Below are 20,735 nucleotides of genomic sequence, written 5' to 3' on the forward strand. Positions count from 1 at the left end.
ACCACCACGCTTGGGCTGTTGGTGTCGACAACGGCAGCATTACCAGTCACGCCACCAACTTGATTGAGGGTATCTGCAAAACTGTTACCTGACAATGCTTGATCATTAGGCGCTGCAGAACCAAACTCATAAGCAAATCTAAAATTGTTTAGGTCATCGTTAATTCTTAGTAAATCAACAAACCCGAAACCGTAACTATTAGATGAGCCACCCGGGCCAGCAGCAGTTTCTTCTAATACATCACTAATATCCTTACCCTCTTCGATTGCCTTAACCACAGTATCGATGGTAGCAACATTAATCGAAGTATCCAGTGTCGCAGGCACAAATGCCTCTACGAGCTCGTCAGCAAAAGCAATCAGTTGCTCCGCGCCAATATGGATGACCTGCCCGTTCGCTAATTGCAAGTCCACCTCAACACCAGCACCTGTTTTAATCGTGTCTGCAGTCTGAATGTTATCGCCCAATCTCAAATCACGCTGATTGCCGTTATTTGAAATTAATGACGCAGTACCTGTCATCGCAATGATTTTGCCGATTAATGCCATGTTAATATCCTAAGAAATATTAGATGTTGCCGTTAAACTTTTATGAGCTGTTTAGCATTAAACACCTTACGTTAGCTAAAACATATTGTACTAATGGCCAATACAAAGATCTGCTAGCTAAGCAACTATAAAAATCCAAGTCAGTTAGGGTATGATGCCTAAAACCAATGTCGTAACGACATTAAATTTTGGAGCATGCGTGGCTGGTATCACTAACAAAACATTAGGCACACTGAGGTTGCAACTATGCATCGCTGTGATGATGTCTTTGTCATTGTTTTTTAGCTATATCGCTGCAGAAGGCTACGACTTCAATAAACTGGCCACCCTCGCAAAGCAAAGATATGGAGATGAGGCGGCTAATGACTTTTTAGAGTTACAGCAACTAACCGCCACACTCAAAAACGCAAGCGAATCCGAAAAGCTCTCCCAAATTAATAACTTTTTCAACCAAAAAGTCATGTTTGCAGACGACGCCAATGTTTGGGGGCAATCCGACTATTGGGCAACACCACTTGAGTCTTTAGGCTTACATGCAGGTGACTGTGAAGACTTCAGCATTGCTAAGTATGTGTTTCTAAAAGCAGTGAACATCCCTAATGACAAACTAAGGCTCACCTACGTAAGAGCTGAGCTTTTAGAAAATAATAGAAAAGTAGTCAAGGCACACATGGTGCTGAGCTATTATGCGACACCGCAATCAGAACCCCTTATTTTAGATAACCTGATCCCGCAGATATCCCCAGCATCCAGCAGAAAAGACTTATCACCGGTGTTTAGCTTTAACGATAAAGGGCTGTGGGTTGGCAATAGCGCAAAACCAAAATCAGACTCCCAATCCAACCTATCAAGATGGCGAGATGTGCTAGCACGTATGCGCGCAGATGGAATTGAATAAATGAAAGTAAGGATGAACTTATGTCACTAATTAAACAATTATGGTTAGCCATTATTTTAATTTTAGCCTTAGCGTCTAGCGGAAGCTTTATCTTAAGCACCTTATCCAGCAAGCAATATTTAGAAAAGCAGCTACAGATGAAAAATAACGATAACGCAGTCACACTGGCGTTATCGATGACTCAGCTACCTAAAGACCCCGTTACGCTGGACCTGCTACTTTCCGCACAGTTTGACTCAGGCTACTACCAATACATCGCGCTACTGGATACCAATGGCAAGCCACTAAGCGAGCGTGTTAATAAAAACCTTACGACCCACGCACCACAGTGGTTTATCAATGCGATTCCGCTACAAGTAGAACCAGGCATCGCTGATATTCAGGAAGGCTGGGCACAGTTTGGCACATTAAAACTAGAAAGTAACACTACTTTTGCCTACAACAAACTTTGGGATTCAACCATACAAATTGCACTATGGGTAATGCTAATCGGCTTAATCAGCTGCTATTTGGCTGGACAATTGCTTAAAAAAATCCTAAAGCCGCTTGACGATGTGGTAGACCAAGCCCAAGCGATTGGTGAAAGCCGGTTCATTATGATTAATGTACCAAAAACCAAAGAGTTTAAGTCCGTGGTCAACGCCATGAACACCCTCTCCAACCGCGTTAAAAAGACTGTCACTGAAGAATCCGCAAGACTGGAGGAGTTGAGATTTGATAACAACTATGACCATGTCACCGGCTTAATGAACCACGATTACTTTGTTAAAAAGGTCAACGCCAGCATCAGCCACGAAGAGTACTTCAATGAAGGCGTGATGGTGATTACCAGAATACTCAACATTGCAGAAATTGACCAAAAGCTGGGTTACAAAGAAACCAACCAACTACTAAAAATCATTGCAGATGCATTACAGCACTTATGCGAGCAAAACACCGCGTTATCAGCTAGCCGGCTAAGCGGTGCCGATTTTTCAGTGTTCTCAAATCAGCCTGCAGACTGCTATAGCCTTGGCACTACGATCAACAGCGTGTTTGAGAAAGTAAGCAATATTACAGGCCAAGATATCTTGGTAAATTTCCTTACCATCTCTGCGCGCATCACCAGATCAGACAGTGCCGAGCACATTATTAACTCGGTACATCACGTATTAGATGACATCGGTACCGAAGCTAGCAACAATTTACATGTCATCAACTCCGGTGAGTTGGGTCAATATCAAGACCATAACTTACAAGAGTGGAAAAGTTTGCTGACTTCAGCGCTAGATAACAAGAGGATCAAGCTAGAAAGCTATGCTGTAGTTAATCAAGTAGGTGATTTAATCCACTACGAATCACCTGTCAGGTTACAACTTGCCAGCGATGGCAAATGGTTCTGCGCAGGTGAGTTCATCACTTGGGCAGACAAGTTAGATTTAATTAATCGGGTAGATGAACTTGTATTACAAACAGCCGTTAACTCACTAGCACATGGCGCCATGCCTATCGGGCTTAATATATCGGCCAGTGCCATCTGCAATCCCGCATTTATTGATGCCGCAATGACAACGATTAAGCAGCAAATTCAGATTGCAGATAAGCTATATTTTGAGGTACCAGAACAAAGTGCTTTTGATCATTTACCAGAGTTCAGAAAGTTCTGCGTTGCAGTCAAAGCACTAGGCTGCAAGGTGGGTATAGAACATGTGGGCACACGTATCTCACGCTTGGGTGAACTACATGATATTGGTTTAGACTACATTAAAATCGACGCTTCAGTGATTCGTGATATTAATAAAAATGAAGCTAATAAAACCCTGTTGAGAGGGCTCTGCATGATTGCGCACTCAATTGGCGTGATCGCAATTGCCGAAGGCGTGCAAAACAACGATGAGATTAATGCTCTAAAACTGCTTGGCATTGATGGAATGACTGGCCCAGGCATTTCGCTCTAAATAAAACAAGCCTAGCTGAGGACAACGCTAGCGTTGGCACAAATCTAGGCTTAGCCCACTTATTAGTTTTGGCGTTGCTCGGCTACTGCAAAAACAACAGTGTCAGAGTTGGCATCGGCTAATGCGTATTAAGCATTAACGCCAGCTGCAGCCTATCTTTAGCACCTAAGCGCTCAAAAGTTGAAGCCAAATGTGCCTTAACAGTTCGTTCTGTAATATTAAGCAGTTTTGCCACCTCTTTATTACTCAAGCCTTTTGCCACTTCAACCGCCACTTCGCGCTCACGACTGGTCAACTGCTCAAGCAAGCCGTTAACGTATGCGGGCTGATTCCCTACCAATTTAGTAGAGGTCTCAATCAGGCGTAGCAACAACTCCTGTCCTAACCATAAACCACCATGACCAATAACAGTCTTAATTTCCTTTAACATCGCTGAAGGCGAATAAGCATGCGCATAACCCACGGCGCCAGCACTTAATGCAGAAAAACAATCGGCTTGATTAGGTGTGTTTGCCAGCACCACAATTTTTGCGGATGAAAACTGGCTAATAATCTTGGTAATCATGTGACTCAAGCGGTCCGGCTTTTCTTCATTCACATGTAACCAAAACACCAATCCATCACAATCAGCTACGGCACGATCTAACTTCTGAATATCCGTTGCAAATTCCCTAATGATTTCTGACTCTGGAAATGCATCAACCCAATGACTAATGCGTTCAGATAAATTACTAACAAATATATCCCGCATCTATCTCTCACTAAAAGCGTATGACTTTGCTTTTAAAACTGGTTTCAATAAGTAGGAAAGTATGGTTTTTTTACCAGTCATAATATCAACTTGTGCCACCATCCCCGGAATAATCGGCAGCCCTTTACCAAGACTGGATTTAAGCGTACGTACGCGTACAACATAATAGGCATTACCTTTTTCATCGACAACAGAATCCGGTGCAATATTTTCCACAACCCCATCTAATGCACCATAAATCGAATAATCATAGGCAGTCAACTTAACTACAGCAGGCTGTAGCAGGCTAATAAAGGCAATATCTTTAATCTGTATTTTGGTCTCCAAGATTAAAGCATCATCCGTCGGCACCACCTCTAACACTTCTTTGCCAGGCTGAATCACCCCGCCCACCGTATTGTAAAAAAGGCGGCTCACTTTACCATTCACCGGAGATTTTAGCGTGGACTGATTCACCTTATCTTTAAGCGAAACACTGACTTCAGAAACACTGTTCAAACGTGCAGTAATATCATTTAACTCAGTACGTACTTTGCTCTGAAAAGTCTGCTGAACTTCAGAAACCTTACGCTTTGCCTCGCCAATAGCACTTTCAATTCGGCCGATCTGGGCACGCGCCTGATCGATATCACCTTTCGCTTTATTCGTTTCACGCTCTAGTTTTAGAATATCAATCTCAGATACCGCGCCACTGGCTAACAAAGGTTTATTTGCGGCAAGCTCTCGTTTTGAAGACTCATAATTCTTTTCAGCAATCTCTTTACGAAACTGTACTTCAAGCAACTCTTTTTCACGCTGTACCATCTGATCACGCGCAATGGCAATGGCAGAGGTTAACTCATCCTTACTAGAGTTATACAATGCATACTCTTGATCATAAGTCTCAGGCACTTGTTTGCGCACCTCATCAGGCGGATTAAAGCTGATGCCTTCTGCCAATGCTCTCAACCGATATTGCTTAGCCAAGTAAGCCAGATACTGAGATTGATTCTCTCTCAGTGAAGACACTGCGCGCGTTTCATCAATACGAATCAACGGCGCACCTACCGCGACTGATTCCCCCTCACTCACCAATATCTCTGAAACTATGCCGCCATCTAATGACTGAATCACTTGTACTTGTTTCGATGGAATTACCCGTCCATCACCGCGCACCACCTCATCTACCTGTGCAAAAAATGCCCACAGCACCAACAACAACATCAACGCCGCAATCGTGTACAGCAACAATCTAGCCCTCACCGGCGTTTGCTCCAAAATCACCAGATCAGCTTCTTCATGCCAAGGTAGGTCTTCCTTGGTTTCAGTCGGCGTCCATTTATCCAGAAAGTAATAAATAGGCTTAGTCAACCAAGTTTGGCTTTTAAGAAAATGATTTATCGTCCCTAGCTTTTTAAACAAGTCTTCACTCATAGCGCTTTACCAATCTTGCCGTTTCTTAATGCGTCAGTCACTTGTTCTTTTGCACCGTCGGCAACTATTCGTCCTGAATCAATCACGATGATGCGATTCACCAACGCGTAAAGCGACGAGCGGTGCGAGATTAACAATAAAGTTTTGTTCTGAGTGTTTTCAGCCAGACGCGTCTTAATCGCATCCTCACCAGAGTGATCCATGGCACTGGTAGGCTCATCTAATAACAATATTGCTGGCTTGTTAATAAACGCACGTGCCACCCCAACGCCCTGCCGCTGTCCACCAGACAGCGTTTCACCGCGCTCACCAATCAGCATATCAAAGCCTTTAGGATGAGAGTTCACAAACTCATCAATCCCACCAATCCGCGCTACGGCAATCACGGCAGCATCATCCACGTGCGGTGCGGAAATCGTTAAGTTATCGCGCATAGAGCCATAAAACAACTGTGTATCCTGCTGCACATAACCAATACTGCGTCGCAACTCTGCCGGATCAATTTGACGCGCATCTATACCATCAATCAACACAGCACCTTCTGTGGGCTGATATAGCCCAAGAATCAATTTGTGTATGGTTGACTTACCTGAGCCCATGCGCCCAAGAATCGCAACATGCTCGCCTGCTTTAATTTTGAAAGAAACTTTAGTGAGCGCATTGCTTTCAGCACCCGGGTAACTAAAAGAAACTTCTCTAAACTCAATATCGCCATTAAACACCGGCCTAGATAAAAATGTACTATCGGCAGGGCGTTCTACTGGCCTTTGCATAATTTCATCAAGAGAATTTAACGAGGTTGCGGCATTATGGTACTGCGTTAACAAGCCTGCAGTCTGCGCAATCGGTACCAAGGCACGTGAAGCGAGCATGGTGGAGGCAATCAAGCCCCCCATAGTAAGCTCACCATTAATCACCAGATAAACGCCCAGAATCACTAAACTTACGGTGATTAATTGCTGCATGGTCGCTGCACCATTGTTAATCGATGACGACAGTAAACGTAACTTGCTAGAAACCTCAGTTAAGAAATGTGCGCTATGTTCCCATTTACGCTGCATCTGCCCTTCAATCCCTAAAGCCTTCACCGTTTCTAAGCCCACAAGGCTCTCAATCAGGGTAGCGTTTCTGGTAGCACTGGCACGGTACATCGTTTCAGATAAATCATGCATTTTGGTTTGCACGCTAAATGAGTAAATAAGAATCACCACTGCACCCAGCAGGACAGGAATAATCATCGGCCAGGAAATCCAGGCCATCACCCCAATAAAGATCAGACCGAACGGAATATCAATCAGGGTAGTAATCGTGGCAGAGGTAATGAAGTCACGCACAGTTTCAAACGAGCGTAAATTAGATGCAAAAGACCCTACAGAGTTTGGCCGCTGCTCCAAACGGATGCCTAACACTTGCTCCATAATACGCGCGGTGAGCTTAATGTCGATTCGGGTACTGGCCCAATCCAAAAAGTAGCCACGCATGGTACGCAGCACTAAATCACCAATAAATATGAACGAAATACCAAGCGCCATCACCCACAAGGTTTCTGTGGCGCGGTTAGGTAACACACGATCATAAACATTCATCGTGAACAGCGGCATGGCTAATGCAAACATATTGACCACAAATGCTGCCACCATGATATCTCGGTAAATTCGGCTATTTTCGGCTAGAGAGCCCCAAAACCAATGTCTTACGGTAACCTTGCCTACGCTAGGGGCACGCTGGTCAAAAGTAAATCTAAGTTTAGCAACAATAAAATAGCCAGCGCTTCTGGCCATAAGCTCACCTAGAGGCACTGCAACCTCAGCGTCACCAAGCTCCGGGAAAATAACACCAGCGGACATATTATCAAGACTTACATTGGTCACCACGCAAGCTTCATCATTCTTTAACAGCAAAATAGCTGGTAAAAATTCCTGCCTGGTTTTATCCAATGGTTTTTTTAGAATAGTTGTGGCTAAATGTACCCGGCTTGCTGAGCGTTTCACCAATGCTGGCGTCATTTTGCCATCACGTAGCGGTAAACCCGCAACCAGTGCATCACGTGAAGTAGCTACACCATGCAAGCGGCAAACCAAGAATAGGCTCTCTAGTAACGTATCAACAACACCTTCGCTAGCTAACTGGCTCACATCATCTTGGCCCATGAATTCACTTTCTTAGAATCAATTTTGATTACATTATGCAACGAATATACGTATCGTACTAAGTATTAAGCGCTCACTACAATAGAAATAATGTTAAATGTTATTAATTTCTAGAGAAATAAGCACCTATCCATTCGGATAGTTGACAACAAGCAACCATGTTAAGTGCGTCAATGTAGGATTTTAGGACATATCAGCAATGCTTGCAGCATCAGGCAAACGTAGGCTCAGTGAACATCACGCACGATTATTTTGCTGCTCAGCCAGCTCCTTCAGGTAGTCAGCCACATCCCACTCGCAACCGCCGCAACCCGACAGTGCACCAGTCCATTGCGAAATTGCATCCATATCCATCCCGCGTTCAAAGTACTTTTGTAGCTCACCACGTGTGGTGCCACTGCATTGACACATGACTTCATCTGCGGCGTTATCATTCGGTGCATTCATAGGTGAATATAGATTCAAAACTTTGTTGATTGCTTAATATTGTAACACTAGGCAGTTTAACGCTGAGAAAGCGTGGAGTGAAGATACTTGTGTTGATTCAGGATTAAATCACAGACTTAAAAACAAAAACGGCGAATACAGTTATGTATTCGCCGTTTTGCAGATGGAGCGGGAAACGAGGCTCGAACTCGCGACCTCAACCTTGGCAAGGTTGCGCTCTACCAGCTGAGCTATTCCCGCGAAAATCTATGCTAAAAATACTGGAGGCGCGAGCCGGAGTCGAACCGGCCTAAACGGCTTTGCAGGCCGCGGCATAACCGCTTTGCTATCGCGCCATTTCTAGCATTATTACTATACATCAAAAGTATTAAGCTTGATTAAACAATCTAAAACCATACTTTTTTAAAACTAAAACGGCGAAGCTATTATGCATTCGCCGTTTAATATTTGGAGCGGGAAACGAGGCTCGAACTCGCGACCTCAACCTTGGCAAGGTTGCGCTCTACCAGCTGAGCTATTCCCGCGTCGTTGTTACGTTGTGTCATCGTTAAGACAGGCGCCATTATAGAGAGTTTGAAGATATCGTCAAGTACTAGTTATGCATTTTTTATTAAATTATTGTCGCTTAATTTTCGGCATGGCTGCACGCAAATAATAAGCCATTGATAGCAATGTTAAAAATGCCGCAATTACGATTAACACCTGACCAAATAATTTTGTAGGGAATGTGCCTACGTTCGCAATCTCAATACTGTCCCAATATAATAAAAATAAAATTGCCACCATTTGCACTGCTGTTTTCACTTTACCTATCATGGCAACACCTACGCTACTACGCTGGCCTTCACCCGCCATCCACTCACGCAATGCGCTAATGGCAATTTCACGACCAATAATAATTAATGCCACCACCGCGCCTACACGCTCAAATTCAACTAATACAATCAGCGCCGCTGCCACCATCAATTTATCAGCAACCGGGTCTAAAAAAGCACCGAATGATGAAGTTTGATTAAGTTTGCGTGCTAAGTATCCGTCAAGCCAATCGGTAAATGCAGCCACGGCAAAAATGGCGGTAGCTGTCAAATTAACCCAATGCGCAGGAATAGCACCAAACGCGTGTGGATTAGTCGGCAAATAAAAAATCACCACAAACACTGGTATGAGTAAGATGCGAAGCCATGTCAGCATGGTTGGAATATTGCAAATCATATAGTTAATCCCAAAAAATAACGATTTTCAGCGGTAGCTTAATGCAATTCGCCATATATTTTCTCAGCCAAACTTTGGCTGATGCCTTCAACACTGGCAAGTTCATCAATACTAGCATTTTTTACACCTTCTAAACCGCCAAAACGGGTGAGTAACGCCTTACGGCGTTTTGCGCCGATTCCTTCAATATCTTCCAAACTAGATTGCAGCCTCGCTTTGGCGCGCTTGGCTCTATGCCCAGTAATGGCAAAACGATGCGCTTCATCACGAATCTGCTGCAGCAGGTGCAGGCCTTTGTTATCTTTTTCGAGGTTAATCATCTCACCGGTATCTGAGAAGATCATAGTCTCCAGACCGGGTTTACGGTCTTCACCCTTGGCAATACCAACCAGCAAGATATCATCCAGCCCAACTTCGGCCATTACCTCGATTGCCACGCCAAGCTGACCCTTGCCGCCATCAATAAATACCAAGTCCGGACGCTTACCCTCGCCTGCCGCCACTTTCTTATAGCGTCTGGTCAGCACATCGCGCATCGCCGCGTAATCATCGCCCGGGGTAATGCCGGTAATGTTATAGCGTCGGTACTCACTGTTTTGCATATCACCACGATCAAACACTACACAGCTCGCAACCGTAGCCTCACCCATGGTATGACTAATATCAAAGCACTCCATCCGCTCTGTACTATCAGGCAAGCGCAAGGCTTCACGCAAGGCAAGCAGTTTAGCTTCCTGATTGGCGGAAGTGGCTGCACGTTGCCCTAATGCCAGATCTGCATTGGTTTGCGCCATTTTCAACCATACCCGTTTATCGCCGATTGGGTTGGTATTGATTTTTACTTTGCGGCCAGCTTGCTCGCTTAACACTTCTTCAATCAGCTCAGTTTCTATTTTTACGCCAACCACAATCAATGGCGGGGTATTTTGGGCAACATAATGCTGCGCCAGAAAGGCTTGCACTGTAGTTTCCAAGGTTTCACCATCGGTATTCTTAGGCATATAACTGCGATCGCCCAGGTGGCGTCCGCCACGAATCATCACTAAATTAACACAGTGCTGCCCTTGTAACTCAGCACCGGCAATGACGTCAGCATCCGACACGTTAAAGTCGCTGACAAACTGTTTCGCCTGCACCTGATGCAGCGCCTGAATACGGTCTCTAAACACAGCCGCTAGCTCGTAATCTTGCTTAGCCGCGGCAGTATTCATTTGTTCGGCAATGGTATCGATAACCTCAGTGGTCTTGCCTTGCAGGAACATAGCGGCCTGATGCACATCATTACGGTAATCATCTGCCGAAATAAAGCCTACGCAGGGCGCAGTGCAACGCTCTATCTGGTGTTGTAAACATGGACGGCTACGATTGGCAAATACGGTATTTTCACAAGTACGTAGCTTGAAAACCTTTTGTAGTAATTGAATACTTTCACGCACAGCCACTGAGTTAGGAAATGGCCCAAAATACTGGTTACCTTTACGTTGTGCGCCACGATGAAACGCTAGGCGAGAATATTCATCACCGGTCAGCGTAATATAAGGATATGACTTATCATCCCTAAACAATACGTTATAGCGCGGCATCAAGCCTTTAATCAGGTTATTTTCCAGCAACAGCGCTTCTGCTTCGCTACGCGTCACCGTGGTTTCTATACGCGCAATATTACTTACCATCACACGTGTGCGTGGGCTAGGCAAGGTTTTATTAAAATAGGAAGAAACGCGTTTTTTAAGGTCTTTGGCTTTGCCAACATAGATAACCTCATCGCTAGCGTTAATCATGCGATAAACGCCCGGTAAGTTGGGCAAGTTTTTTAGAATGGGCTTAGCATCGAACATGAGCGTATTTTACAGCCCATTAATTGAATTGGATTAAATCAATCACGGTAAATATTACAAAATGCATAGTTACCGTGATCATCAAGCCTGAGATAAATTACTCTGAAATCTTTTTAATATTTTCTAAACCTGATTTGAAAATACCTAAAATCGCGGCTTTCGCTGCGGCATCATCTTGACCAGCAGCACCCGGATTTGCCGGATCTTTACGTTTAAAGTTTGCACTCCAAACTACGGTTGTTTTGCCATCTGCACTGGCTTTAACTTTTAAAGTTGCGCCATATTCACGTACTGGCAATACGCTTTCTGTGATTTCATACTTCATGGTTTTAGCATCAGCATCGAAGCTAGTCAGCACTTCATTAATTTTGCCGCCATCTTGTGTGGTTAATACACGCGTAGCGCCAACTTCAGTTGCGTTGCCACCAGTAATTTCAGTTTTTGCGATCGCTGGGTGCCAGCGCATATCGGCAAAACTACCTACCGTTGCCCATACTTTATCCGCTGGCGCATTGATTTCAATACTTTCTTTCACGCGGATTGTTTCATCAATCGCAGCAGATGCTTGGTTAGTAAACGCAAACAATGAAACCAACATTGCTGTCATAAATTTACTCATAAAAACCTCGAAATATTATTATTTAAGAATACGCCCGCTAAAAGCGGGCGCACAAGAATATACATGATTATTAAAACGAAGGGGACACAACATGATTAACGCATGCAAATGCATGCTAGCAATTACAAATGATCATTTGTAATTTCTACTTAATATTAAGTAACGTTAGGCGTCTAACAGTTCACCGGCGATAGCCCAGTCTTCATAAGCGACTTCTTCAAAAGTAATATAGGTGTAAGACTTTGGCTTATGGGCGACGCGCTCTAATGTTTCGGTGATTTCTTTAGCAATTTGCGCCTTTTGCTCGCGTGTCACTTCACCAGCTAGTTTGATGTTCACGTATGGCATGCTTCATTCTCCTTTAATTGATAAAAGTTTAATGCACTTAACTACACTATAGAAAACCAGCTACAGAAAACAGCGAGCCATGAGCACCAGCTGCAATTTAAAGTTACTCATTTAATTTAATGATCGTGATCATGATGATGTTCGTGTGCATGAGCGTGCTGATGATATTTAGTCAACTGGCCTTTTAAGGTTAACCAAATATCCCGCATTAAATTTAAAGTCAGTATCAATAACAACAATGAAATTAACAATGATAGGATAGGGTCAATCAACATCCAGCCGGTAAAATAGATCACTACACCTGCGACCACTGCGGCAACAGAGCCCAGTAAATCACCTAAAACATGCAGAAAAGCCGCACTATTATTTAAGCTCTCACCATGATGATGGGCCTGATGATGCAATTGTTTAGCCACCACCAGATTAACAATTAAACCGATGCTGGCAATAATAATTAAACCAACCCCCTGCACTTGATGCGGCTGTTGAAACCTTTTAATTGCTTCCATCACAATAAAAATCACGACCAGCAACATAGCGACTGCATTGATGATGGAAACAACCAGCTCCGCATAACTCACACCAGAGTGGTGGCGTGCAACATTGGCACGTTGACTCATTACCGATGCTATCCAAGCCAAGCCAAGTGCGGCAACATCAGAAAACATATGCCCAGCGTCACTTAATAACGCCAATGAACCGGTGTACCAACTACCGACGGCTTCTACGATTGCGAAAATAAGAATAAGTAAAAAAGGGACTAAGTAATGATCGTGATCATCGTGCTTGTGGTGTGTAGATGTATTCATAAGCTAAATGCTAACCCAAAAATCTGGGATAATGTCGCCTTATCACAATTTTTCATTATTCTATGCTCAGTTACCGCCACGCATTTCATGCAGGCAACCACGCCGATGTACTTAAGCATTACGTACTAGGCTTAGTGCTTGCCCATACTGCTCAAAAAGACAAACCATTTTGGTACATAGACAGCCACGCCGGTGCCGGCATGTACAGCTTGCAGCATGGTTACGCAACCCAAAATGCAGAGTTTGAGGCAGGCATCAGTAAACTCTTATCTGCCCAACACCTGCCGCACAGTCTTGCTGATTACGTTGCCAAGATTAAATCTTTCAATACCGGCAATACACTGGAGTTATACCCAGGCTCACCCATGGTGGCTGAATCGCATATGCGAGCAGATGACAAAATGCGCCTGTTTGAACTGCACCCCAGTGATTACGAACTGTTGTCAGATAACTTTGAAGGCTTTGGTAAACAAGTTAAAGTGGAAATGCAGAATGGCTTCAAAGGTCTAAAATCGTGCTTACCACCACCGCCACGCCGCGCGGTAGTTTTGATAGACCCGCCTTATGAAGATAAGCAGGATTACCTATACGTCGTAGACGCAATTAAAGACAGCGTGAAGCGATTCCCTACCGGCACTTACATTATTTGGTACCCGTTATTACAGCGCCCTGAGCCCGCAGAGATGCTAGATAGCCTCTTAGCATTGAACTTACCTAACTGGTTGCATGTCACTTTGTCGATTGAGGCGCCGTCAATGGATGGGTTTGGTATGTATGGTAGCGGCCTATTTATAATTAACCCACCGTGGACCCTACCTAAAACTTTGGCAGAAAGCATGCCAGTTTTAACCGAACTACTGGCACTGGATGCGAGCGCCAATTTCACTTTAGACAGCCAGATTGAGTAAATTTACGCTCAATCTAACTGCTACAATACTCCACGTTTTACGTAATTAATTTAAAGGCTTTTACAAACCATGCAAGAAAAAAATAAACAACATGCGACCGCCTACAAACAAGGCAGCATTATGACTAATATTTTATTTGGTAGCCGCTGGCTACAGTTACCGCTGTATTTAGGCTTGATTGTGGCACAAGCGGTGTACGTGTTCTTTTTCGGCGTAGAGCTTATTCACTTGGTAGCAAGTGCAAATAAAATCGTTGAAGCAGATATTATGCTGATCGTGTTAGGTTTGATTGACGTAGTGATGATTTCAAACCTGCTGATTATGGTAATTGTGGGCGGCTATGAAACCTTTGTGTCACGCCTAAACTTGGAAGGCCACCCAGATGAACCGGATTGGCTATCTCACGTGAATGCCAACCTATTAAAAGTGAAACTGGCGACTGCGATCATCGGCATTTCTTCAATTCACTTGCTCAAGACCTTTATCAACGCACAAAACTTATCAGATAAAGTATTGATTGCCCAAACCGTGATTCACATGACGTTTGTGCTTTCTGCGGTGGCAATTGCTTATATCGACAAGCTCATGTCACATCCACAACCGGCTGAGCACTAAATCACTAATATAACAGCACCACTCTCTGTGGTGCTGTTTCTACTTGCTGTACTGAGAACTTGTGCACGGTAATCGTTTTCTCGTTTTCAGTTTCCACGCTAACGCGCCACTCACCCGGTGCTAAGTTGCTCTTGTAGGTATATCCTCTAAAACCTTGGTAACGACCGCCAGATAAATCAAAACCGATGCGTGACTGCGTCACCCAGCCTAATTTTTTATCATAATGCTGCCAGCGGTGATAAAGCTTTGCCTGCAAGCCAGGCGGGGCAAATATAGAAGAAAAACAATACACGCGCTGCCCTCCTACCATTTCTAAATCATTGCTGGTTTTACGCCAGAACACCCACCACGGAGACGCCTGCTGCGATAACCGATATTGACCATTGGTCTTTTCTAACTCAAATGCCACCACCACATCACGCTTGACCAAAGGCACAGGTGGAATCATATCTGCCGCATAAGCCAGCATTAACAGTGCCGCAATTGCGGCAACTGGCTTGATGCTACCCAGATGATTAGGCGTTTTCTTATACAACCAAAATGCCAAGCTGGCACCAAGTAGCGTACTTAAGTAAAACCAAATCGCATGTATGCTGCCCAGTATAAAAGGCAAGGCAAAGTTAAACAGCAACATGGCACACAAGCCAAACATAGACCAGCTCAGTGTGAAACGTTTGTACTCGCTTTCTAAAAACTCATTCGCTACCAGCAATACAGCCAGCGCCAGTGACATTAACCAAGCCAGCCAATGGCTAGAGCTTTTAAAATACAAAATAAATAAAGCACTGAATAAACTGCCAAACAAAAACTGCAGTAAAAAATAAGGTACACGTGGTGAATAATGCTTTTTAAACAATGAGACTAGCTTGCTCTCACTATTTTCTAAGGGAATCGGGCGGCCAATCAGATAGAGAATCACTGCGGCACAAAACAGGTAGCCAGCAAATATCCATAAATCCAAGGCAGCGACATTTCGGCCTATGGTTAATGCATCCCACACAAAACCCGCCACAAAGAATACGGCTGGCATGATGTCGGCAACTTTACGCACATGGCGCATGGCCGTCTGCACCCAGGCTATATTGGTTAATTGGCTTAACATATCAGAAAAAACGAATAGACTTACAGAAAATGGCCGATAACATAGCCAATAATAATACCAATGATTAACGCAATGGTTAACCCACGGTAAGTGAGCACATCTTTTGAATAGCCGCGTTTAATCGCGACAAATGAAACAATATAACCAATGGCATTTAACAGCCAAATGATAGAGAGGCTCAGCACCTTAACAATTAAGGGACCAACAACAGGCACCAAACCAATCACACCTATAATCCACACAAAAACATTAGATACCACGCCAAACAGCAGGATACCGGCTGCTACTGCTTTTGCGTCCCAGCCGAAATACCATGCCACACAGATAACCGCAACCAGCAACAAACTTAACGGCAACATCCGCTTCCACGCATCACGTTTAGGCGGCTCAATCGCTTTAATATCAAAAATGTGTTTTTGGTCCATGGGTAAACTAACATTAGTTATGATGGAATGATTCTAGCATTGAACTGTACGTTTCGAAGATTGCTAACTCTATAAATAATCCATCATTTCAGCACTCGTCTTTGCAAGTGCTTTAGCGAATAGAAAATAGGATTGGCTGTAGTGCATAAAAACGATAGCGATGAACAAATGGCTTTGACTCTATCCCCTGTTGCAGCGCCTTAGTTGCTCAGATTTAATGGGCGGCAAGCTGAAACTCGCTTTGCTCAAACAGCCGCTTGCCGAAAACTCCCATTAAACCTAAGCAACTAAGGAATGAAGCTGCATAGGATGGCCTTTCACAACCGACTTAGTGCGTTAGCACTTAGTGAGGTTGGGGATGCCCCTTGCGGGTATTCTTTGGTTTCTTTCTTTTGGCTAAGCAAAAGAAAGAAACTCGCCAGTCGGGCGAGACCGACAAGCTAACTAGCGAGAAGTTGTGTGGTTACCGAGCTGATGGCGGAATAGAGTACGTACCAACAACATGAGCAACAGGCTCATCACTACCTTCGGAGAACAAGCTTACTTCGCCCACTGCGAGCGACTTGCCTAGCTTGAGTAGCCTGCACTCGCCGATGATTGCGGCGCTTGCAGAAGGCCTGCGGAGGAAGTTGATGCTCAGGCTCGTAGTAACCGTCAGCGGGACGATTCCAATCTCGCCAAGGATTGCTACATACAGGGCGACATCAGCTACTGCCATGAGTACAGGACCGGAAACCGTGCCGCCAGGGCGCAACTCGGCAACTCCCACTTCATGGCGGACCATCGCGCAACGGTTACCGACTGCCTCGACTGTGCATTTGGTTTGCGGGAACTCTCGGGCAAGGAACTCCGCTATATCTGATACTGATGGCATGGTGGCGAACTCAACGCCTAACGTGGAGCTAAGGGGCTCGCCGCAGGCGCGTCCCAGCGACCGGAGGGAGCGAGCTTGAGCCCAGAGTTAGCCGAAAGCATGTTCAATTAGAAGTTTTCCGTCGAACTTCTTTAACAAATAAGTGCGATCCATTTTTGTTGTGTCTGTCATGTTGTATTTCGCGATAAAAAGAAAAAGCTGATCATCGTCATCATCATTTCTCTGAATTAGAACATCTGTGATCTTTTCCCAATCGTATCTAGCCATGCTTGATAGAGAGCATGGCTCATAAAATGTCGAATGATTAGACCAATATCTTTTGTGAATCTCGATTTTCTTGGCAATTGAGTTTTGTTTGTATTCTTCGCTTCGCGAGTCGGCTTGAAAATAGGCTTCATCATCTTTCTCCGTTTCGTGAAGTTCAGAGAAATAGCTATTCAGAGTTTTGATAACCGCCCTATCGCTTGCCAAGTTGATTTCTGGGAGATTTTCAAACCTCCTCATCATGTTCATTGCTTCGATTATGTCCATAATAAATTCTGCGCTAACGTAAATTAGCCACACTATTTGACGTATATCTTTATGTCAAACCAGCATGGCTAACAATTTCAAACATGTTTAAAGCTTAATGTTTAGACTGCCTCAGCAATCGGGATGACTTTCTTACCATTAGAAAGTGCTTCTAAAGATGGTGTGTAATCTGTCATTTGATCGAAATTCAGGTATTTATAGATTTCAGCCGCGTTAGCCAGCTTGTTACCTACCGTCTCCAAATACTCTGCATGCGTCGGCATACGGCCTAACTTGGCACAAACCGCCGCCAACTCAGCTGAACCCAAGTACACGCGTGCGTCTCTACCCATACGGTTATCAAAGTTACGCGTACTAGTTGAAAACACAGTGGCTTTATCTGCTACGCGCGCTTGGTTACCCATGCACAATGAGCAGCCTGGCACTTCAGTTCTGGCACCAGCAACCCCGAATACAGAGTAAACACCCTCATCACGTAATTGCGCTTCGTCCATACGGGTTGGTGGTGCAATCCATAAACGGGTAGGAATGCCGCCTGAACCTTCCAGCACCTTAGCAGCCGCACGATAATGACCAATATTAGTCATACAGCTACCGATAAACACTTCATCAATTTTATCGCCCACTACAGCCGTTAGTGGCTTGATGTCATCTGGGTCGTTAGGGCAAGCCACTAACGGCTCAGTAATGGTGTTGAGATCAATTTCAATCACATGTGCGTATTCAGCATCTTTATCCGCCTCTAGCAACTCAGGCTTAGCTAACCACGCCTGCATGCTTGCAATACGACGTTGCAATGTACGCGGATCTTGGTAACCATTATCAATCATGTTTTGTAGCAATACGATGTTTGAAGTCAGGAACTCAATCACTGGCTCTTTGTTCAATTTCACGGTACAGCCGTTAGCAGAACGCTCAGCCGAAGCATCTGCAAATTCAAACGCTTGCTCTACTTTCAAATCTGGCAAGCCTTCAATTTCCAGAATGCGGCCGTTAAATACGTTTTTCTTACCTTGTTTACCAACCGTTAGCGTGCCTTCTTGGATGGCAGCGTAAGGAATCGCGTTCACTAAATCGCGCAAGGTAATGCCAGGCTGCATTTCGCCTTTAAAGCGCACTAGTACAGATTCAGGCATATCTAGGGGCATCACGCCCATTGCTGCAGCAAAAGCCACCAAACCAGAACCAGCAGGGAAAGAAATACCAATTGGGAAACGTGTATGCGAGTCACCACCGGTACCGACGGTATCTGGCAACACCATACGGTTTAGCCATGAGTGAATCACGCCGTCGCCTGGGCGTAAACTCACACCGCCGCGGCTGCTCATAAACTCTGGCAAGCTGTGCTGTAATTTAATGTCGACTGGTTTTGGGTAAGCCGCTGTATGGCAGAAACTTTGCATGACTAAATCTGCGCTAAAGCCCAAACACGCCAACTCTTTAAGCTCGTCACGCGTCATACCGCCTGTCGTATCTTGTGAACCAACCGTTGTGGCCTTAGGCTCACAATATGCGCCTGGGCGCACGCCTGTACCTTCAGGCAAGCCACAAGCTCTACCCACCATTTTCTGTGCAAGTGTATAACCTTTGCCAGTATCTTTTGGTGCGATTGATTGAATAAATAAATCTGATGCTGGTAAACCTAAGGCATGGCGTGCATTGGTGGTTAAGCCGCGCCCAATAATCAATGGAATACGGCCGCCGGCACGCACTTCATCCGGCATCGTAGTTGGTGCCAGCTCAAATGTGCTAATGACCTCACCTTGCGCATTTAATACCTGACCTGCATAAGGTTTAATAGTGATGACATCGCCTGTTTGCATTTTTGACACATCACATTGAATCGGCATCGCGCCTGAGTCTTCTGCAGTGTTAAAGAAAATCGGCGCAATTTTAGTCCCTAAGATTACCCCGCCAGTGCGCTTGTTAGGGATGTTAGGGATATCATTACCCATAAACCACTGTACGGAGTTAATGGCTGATTTACGTGATGAGCCGGTGCCGACCACGTCACCCACATAGGCCAGTGGCAAACCTTTTTGTTTCAAGGTTTCAATCGTCTTTAAGCCATCAGGCATTTTGGTCACGAGCATCGCTTTTGCGTGCAGTGGAATATCCGGACGGCTCCATGCCTCTTGCGCTGGGCTTAAATCGTCAGTGTTGGTTTCACCATCCACTTTAAATACAACGACTTTAATTTCTTCAGCCAACTTTGGCACATTGGTAAACCACTCTGCATTTGCCCAAGACTCAATGAGTTTTTTAGCATGCAGGTTGCCTGCCTTCATTTTTTCATCAACATCATGAAATGCATCAAACATCAAAATCGTTTGCGACAAAGCTTTAACCGCAGCATCCGCCATGGCTGGATTAGTCGCAGATAAATCTAACAGCCCTACCAAAGCCTGTACATTGTAGCCACCCAGCATGGTACCTAATAAGGCAACTGCTTTTTCAGCGCTAACTAAAGGGGATACAGCTTTACCATGCGCGATGTCTGACAAAAACGCTGCTTTCACATAAGCAGCCTGATCCACACCTGCTGGTACGCGATTTTCAAGCAAATCGACCAACAGTTTTTCTTCACCCGCTGGTGGGGCTTTGAGTAGCTCTACAAGTTGTGCGACTTGTTCAGCTGATAATGGTAATGGAGGAAGTTGTTGTGAAGCACGTTCTTGCACGTGCGCTGCATAGGCTTTTAACATAACGATTTTCTGCTTAGATTTCTAGTTAAATAAAATTGTGTTTATTATAAACTAGCTTAACTTAATGTTGATTGGTGCATGTGTGATGATTCATGCATTTATAGTGATTAGCGCACTTTCACCGTGCCCGTCACATACAAAATCAAACTATCCGCCAAACTAGTTGGTTAATTGCGAGGCCCCTGCAAAAGGGGTACCGCAGCTCGTGCCTTTAAGCGAAGCTTCGAATCTTTCTAAAACCTCACTCTCATAGCCTTTGCCATGCTTCAGCTCTAAAAAAGCACGCACCTCACTGGCATCGGCGAATCCGTTTTTATCGGTATCCATCGACACCACGTTTTCTTCAACAGTAGGTCCTGTATAGCGACCTTGGGTATCGGTCAGCACATCAAGGATAGTAGCGGCATGCGCAGGCACTACCGCCATTAAACCAAGCATCAAGCCAGCCATTACAGCCACCAAGTTAAACAGCGTAATTCTATGTGATTTCATCAACTTACTCCTTTACACGTATTAAGAGTAAAAATCTGGATAATAATTCATTCAGTCTATCACTTAACTAAACGATAGGCATCTAGCGATGACTCACTGCTGATTACCTCGTT

The 20,735-nt window shown here is 44.6% G+C and carries 20 protein-coding genes and 3 tRNA genes; 4 read left to right on the plus strand and 19 right to left on the minus strand.

Translation table 11 applies throughout. The features are described 5' to 3' along the window. A partial coding sequence (locus C3Y98_RS11970; RefSeq protein WP_135278833.1) for a retention module-containing protein occupies nt 1-548 on the minus strand: 548 nt, incomplete at its 3' end. A gap of 199 nt (nt 549-747) precedes the next feature. Here C3Y98_RS11970 and C3Y98_RS11975 point away from each other — a divergent pair. Continuing rightward, complete coding sequence (locus C3Y98_RS11975) at nt 748-1,446, plus strand: transglutaminase-like cysteine peptidase (protein ID WP_135278834.1); 699 nt, start codon at nt 748-750, stop codon at nt 1,444-1,446. A 20-nt stretch (nt 1,447-1,466) separates the two neighbouring features. Continuing rightward, nucleotides 1,467-3,383, plus strand: coding sequence for a bifunctional diguanylate cyclase/phosphodiesterase (locus C3Y98_RS11980; RefSeq protein WP_135278835.1), 1,917 nt, complete (start codon nt 1,467-1,469; stop codon nt 3,381-3,383). Nucleotides 3,384-3,501: 118 nt separating this feature from the next. Here C3Y98_RS11980 and C3Y98_RS11985 read toward each other — a convergent pair whose 3' ends face one another. The 12 genes from C3Y98_RS11985 to C3Y98_RS12040 all read right to left on the minus strand — a co-directional run bounded on the left by C3Y98_RS11985 (nt 3,502) and on the right by C3Y98_RS12040 (nt 12,970). Further along, nucleotides 3,502-4,134: a response regulator transcription factor gene (locus tag C3Y98_RS11985; RefSeq protein WP_135278836.1), complete on the minus strand. Its 633-nt coding sequence runs from the start codon at nt 4,132-4,134 to the stop codon at nt 3,502-3,504. Continuing rightward, nucleotides 4,135-5,547 carry an HlyD family type I secretion periplasmic adaptor subunit gene (locus tag C3Y98_RS11990; RefSeq protein ID WP_135278837.1) on the minus strand — a complete coding sequence of 471 codons (1,413 nt, stop codon included), beginning with the start codon at nt 5,545-5,547 and terminating at the stop codon, nt 4,135-4,137. Next, nucleotides 5,544-7,697 (minus strand): type I secretion system permease/ATPase, encoded by a 2,154-nt coding sequence (locus C3Y98_RS11995; RefSeq protein ID WP_135278838.1) that lies wholly within the window; start codon nt 7,695-7,697, stop codon nt 5,544-5,546. Before C3Y98_RS11995 ends, C3Y98_RS11990 begins: the two co-directional genes overlap by 4 nt. Before the next feature lie 237 nt (nt 7,698-7,934). Then, nucleotides 7,935-8,144, minus strand: coding sequence for a (2Fe-2S)-binding protein (locus tag C3Y98_RS12000; protein WP_135278839.1), 210 nt, complete (start codon nt 8,142-8,144; stop codon nt 7,935-7,937). 164 nt (nt 8,145-8,308) lie between these two features. Further along, a tRNA-Gly gene (locus tag C3Y98_RS12005) sits at nt 8,309-8,384 on the minus strand. Nucleotides 8,385-8,405: 21 nt separating this feature from the next. After that, nucleotides 8,406-8,479 (minus strand) — tRNA-Cys (locus tag C3Y98_RS12010). A gap of 113 nt (nt 8,480-8,592) precedes the next feature. Beyond that, a tRNA-Gly gene (locus C3Y98_RS12015) sits at nt 8,593-8,668 on the minus strand. Nucleotides 8,669-8,759: 91 nt separating this feature from the next. Then, on the minus strand, nt 8,760-9,356 hold the full coding sequence (gene pgsA, locus C3Y98_RS12020) for a CDP-diacylglycerol--glycerol-3-phosphate 3-phosphatidyltransferase (protein ID WP_135278840.1): 597 nt from the start codon (nt 9,354-9,356) through the stop codon (nt 8,760-8,762). A gap of 38 nt (nt 9,357-9,394) precedes the next feature. Beyond that, nucleotides 9,395-11,194 carry an excinuclease ABC subunit UvrC gene (gene uvrC / locus C3Y98_RS12025; protein ID WP_135278841.1) on the minus strand — a complete coding sequence of 600 codons (1,800 nt, stop codon included), beginning with the start codon at nt 11,192-11,194 and terminating at the stop codon, nt 9,395-9,397. 97 nt (nt 11,195-11,291) lie between these two features. Next, nucleotides 11,292-11,813, minus strand: coding sequence for an SRPBCC family protein (locus C3Y98_RS12030; RefSeq protein WP_135278843.1), 522 nt, complete (start codon nt 11,811-11,813; stop codon nt 11,292-11,294). 165 nt (nt 11,814-11,978) lie between these two features. Further along, on the minus strand, nt 11,979-12,161 hold the full coding sequence (locus tag C3Y98_RS12035; protein ID WP_015831720.1) for a tautomerase family protein: 183 nt from the start codon (nt 12,159-12,161) through the stop codon (nt 11,979-11,981). Between the two features lie 116 nt (nt 12,162-12,277). Further along, entirely contained in the window at nt 12,278-12,970 is a 693-nt protein-coding gene (locus C3Y98_RS12040) for a cation diffusion facilitator family transporter (RefSeq protein ID WP_135278845.1), read from the minus strand. Between the two features lie 62 nt (nt 12,971-13,032). On the opposite strand from C3Y98_RS12040, the gene C3Y98_RS12045 reads away from it, so the two are divergent. After that, on the plus strand, nt 13,033-13,878 hold the full coding sequence (locus tag C3Y98_RS12045; protein ID WP_135278846.1) for a 23S rRNA (adenine(2030)-N(6))-methyltransferase RlmJ: 846 nt from the start codon (nt 13,033-13,035) through the stop codon (nt 13,876-13,878). 69 nt (nt 13,879-13,947) lie between these two features. Further along, nucleotides 13,948-14,493 carry a TIGR00645 family protein gene (locus C3Y98_RS12050; RefSeq protein WP_135278848.1) on the plus strand — a complete coding sequence of 182 codons (546 nt, stop codon included), beginning with the start codon at nt 13,948-13,950 and terminating at the stop codon, nt 14,491-14,493. 4 nt (nt 14,494-14,497) lie between these two features. Here the strand turns inward: C3Y98_RS12050 and C3Y98_RS12055 are convergent, their stop codons facing one another. The 6 genes from C3Y98_RS12055 to C3Y98_RS12080 all read right to left on the minus strand — a co-directional run bounded on the left by C3Y98_RS12055 (nt 14,498) and on the right by C3Y98_RS12080 (nt 20,622). Next, on the minus strand, nt 14,498-15,595 hold the full coding sequence (locus C3Y98_RS12055; protein WP_245234378.1) for a DUF2914 domain-containing protein: 1,098 nt from the start codon (nt 15,593-15,595) through the stop codon (nt 14,498-14,500). A gap of 20 nt (nt 15,596-15,615) precedes the next feature. Continuing rightward, on the minus strand, nt 15,616-16,020 hold the full coding sequence (locus tag C3Y98_RS12060) for a hypothetical protein (RefSeq protein ID WP_135278850.1): 405 nt from the start codon (nt 16,018-16,020) through the stop codon (nt 15,616-15,618). A 463-nt stretch (nt 16,021-16,483) separates the two neighbouring features. Continuing rightward, nucleotides 16,484-16,894: a PaaI family thioesterase gene (locus tag C3Y98_RS12920; RefSeq protein WP_135278851.1), complete on the minus strand. Its 411-nt coding sequence runs from the start codon at nt 16,892-16,894 to the stop codon at nt 16,484-16,486. Nucleotides 16,895-16,981: 87 nt separating this feature from the next. Then, nucleotides 16,982-17,425, minus strand: a complete 444-nt coding sequence (locus C3Y98_RS12070) for a hypothetical protein (RefSeq protein ID WP_135278853.1) — start codon at nt 17,423-17,425, stop codon at nt 16,982-16,984. A 101-nt stretch (nt 17,426-17,526) separates the two neighbouring features. Further along, a complete protein-coding gene (gene acnB, locus C3Y98_RS12075; protein ID WP_135278855.1) occupies nt 17,527-20,130 on the minus strand; it encodes a bifunctional aconitate hydratase 2/2-methylisocitrate dehydratase in 2,604 nt (867 codons plus the stop codon). A gap of 159 nt (nt 20,131-20,289) precedes the next feature. Beyond that, entirely contained in the window at nt 20,290-20,622 is a 333-nt protein-coding gene (locus C3Y98_RS12080) for a hypothetical protein (RefSeq protein WP_167759941.1), read from the minus strand. Nucleotides 20,623-20,735: the final 113 nt, after the last annotated feature.

This window comes from Methylotenera oryzisoli, assembly GCF_004661485.1.
Lineage (GTDB): Bacteria > Pseudomonadota > Gammaproteobacteria > Burkholderiales > Methylophilaceae > Methylotenera > Methylotenera oryzisoli.

Bases quoted from the DNA above. Each gene is read 5' to 3' on its own strand.
- C3Y98_RS12045 (WP_135278846.1), top strand. From the start codon at position 13,033: ATGCTCAGTTACCGCCACGCATTTCATGCAGGCAACCACGCCGATGTA.
- C3Y98_RS12000 (WP_135278839.1), bottom strand. From the start codon at position 8,144: ATGAATGCACCGAATGATAACGCCGCAGATGAAGTCATGTGTCAATGC.
- uvrC (WP_135278841.1), bottom strand. From the start codon at position 11,194: ATGTTCGATGCTAAGCCCATTCTAAAAAACTTGCCCAACTTACCGGGC.
- C3Y98_RS12920 (WP_135278851.1), bottom strand. From the start codon at position 16,894: ATGCCATCAGTATCAGATATAGCGGAGTTCCTTGCCCGAGAGTTCCCG.
- C3Y98_RS12060 (WP_135278850.1), bottom strand. From the start codon at position 16,020: ATGGACCAAAAACACATTTTTGATATTAAAGCGATTGAGCCGCCTAAA.
- C3Y98_RS11985 (WP_135278836.1), bottom strand. From the start codon at position 4,134: ATGCGGGATATATTTGTTAGTAATTTATCTGAACGCATTAGTCATTGG.
- C3Y98_RS11990 (WP_135278837.1), bottom strand. From the start codon at position 5,547: ATGAGTGAAGACTTGTTTAAAAAGCTAGGGACGATAAATCATTTTCTT.
- C3Y98_RS12050 (WP_135278848.1), top strand. From the start codon at position 13,948: ATGCAAGAAAAAAATAAACAACATGCGACCGCCTACAAACAAGGCAGC.
- C3Y98_RS12055 (WP_245234378.1), bottom strand. From the start codon at position 15,595: ATGTTAAGCCAATTAACCAATATAGCCTGGGTGCAGACGGCCATGCGC.
- C3Y98_RS12070 (WP_135278853.1), bottom strand. From the start codon at position 17,425: ATGGACATAATCGAAGCAATGAACATGATGAGGAGGTTTGAAAATCTC.
- pgsA (WP_135278840.1), bottom strand. From the start codon at position 9,356: ATGATTTGCAATATTCCAACCATGCTGACATGGCTTCGCATCTTACTC.
- C3Y98_RS12030 (WP_135278843.1), bottom strand. From the start codon at position 11,813: ATGAGTAAATTTATGACAGCAATGTTGGTTTCATTGTTTGCGTTTACT.
- C3Y98_RS12080 (WP_167759941.1), bottom strand. From the start codon at position 20,622: ATGAAATCACATAGAATTACGCTGTTTAACTTGGTGGCTGTAATGGCT.
- C3Y98_RS12040 (WP_135278845.1), bottom strand. From the start codon at position 12,970: ATGAATACATCTACACACCACAAGCACGATGATCACGATCATTACTTA.
- C3Y98_RS11995 (WP_135278838.1), bottom strand. From the start codon at position 7,697: ATGGGCCAAGATGATGTGAGCCAGTTAGCTAGCGAAGGTGTTGTTGAT.
- C3Y98_RS12035 (WP_015831720.1), bottom strand. From the start codon at position 12,161: ATGCCATACGTGAACATCAAACTAGCTGGTGAAGTGACACGCGAGCAA.
- acnB (WP_135278855.1), bottom strand. From the start codon at position 20,130: ATGTTAAAAGCCTATGCAGCGCACGTGCAAGAACGTGCTTCACAACAA.
- C3Y98_RS11980 (WP_135278835.1), top strand. From the start codon at position 1,467: ATGTCACTAATTAAACAATTATGGTTAGCCATTATTTTAATTTTAGCC.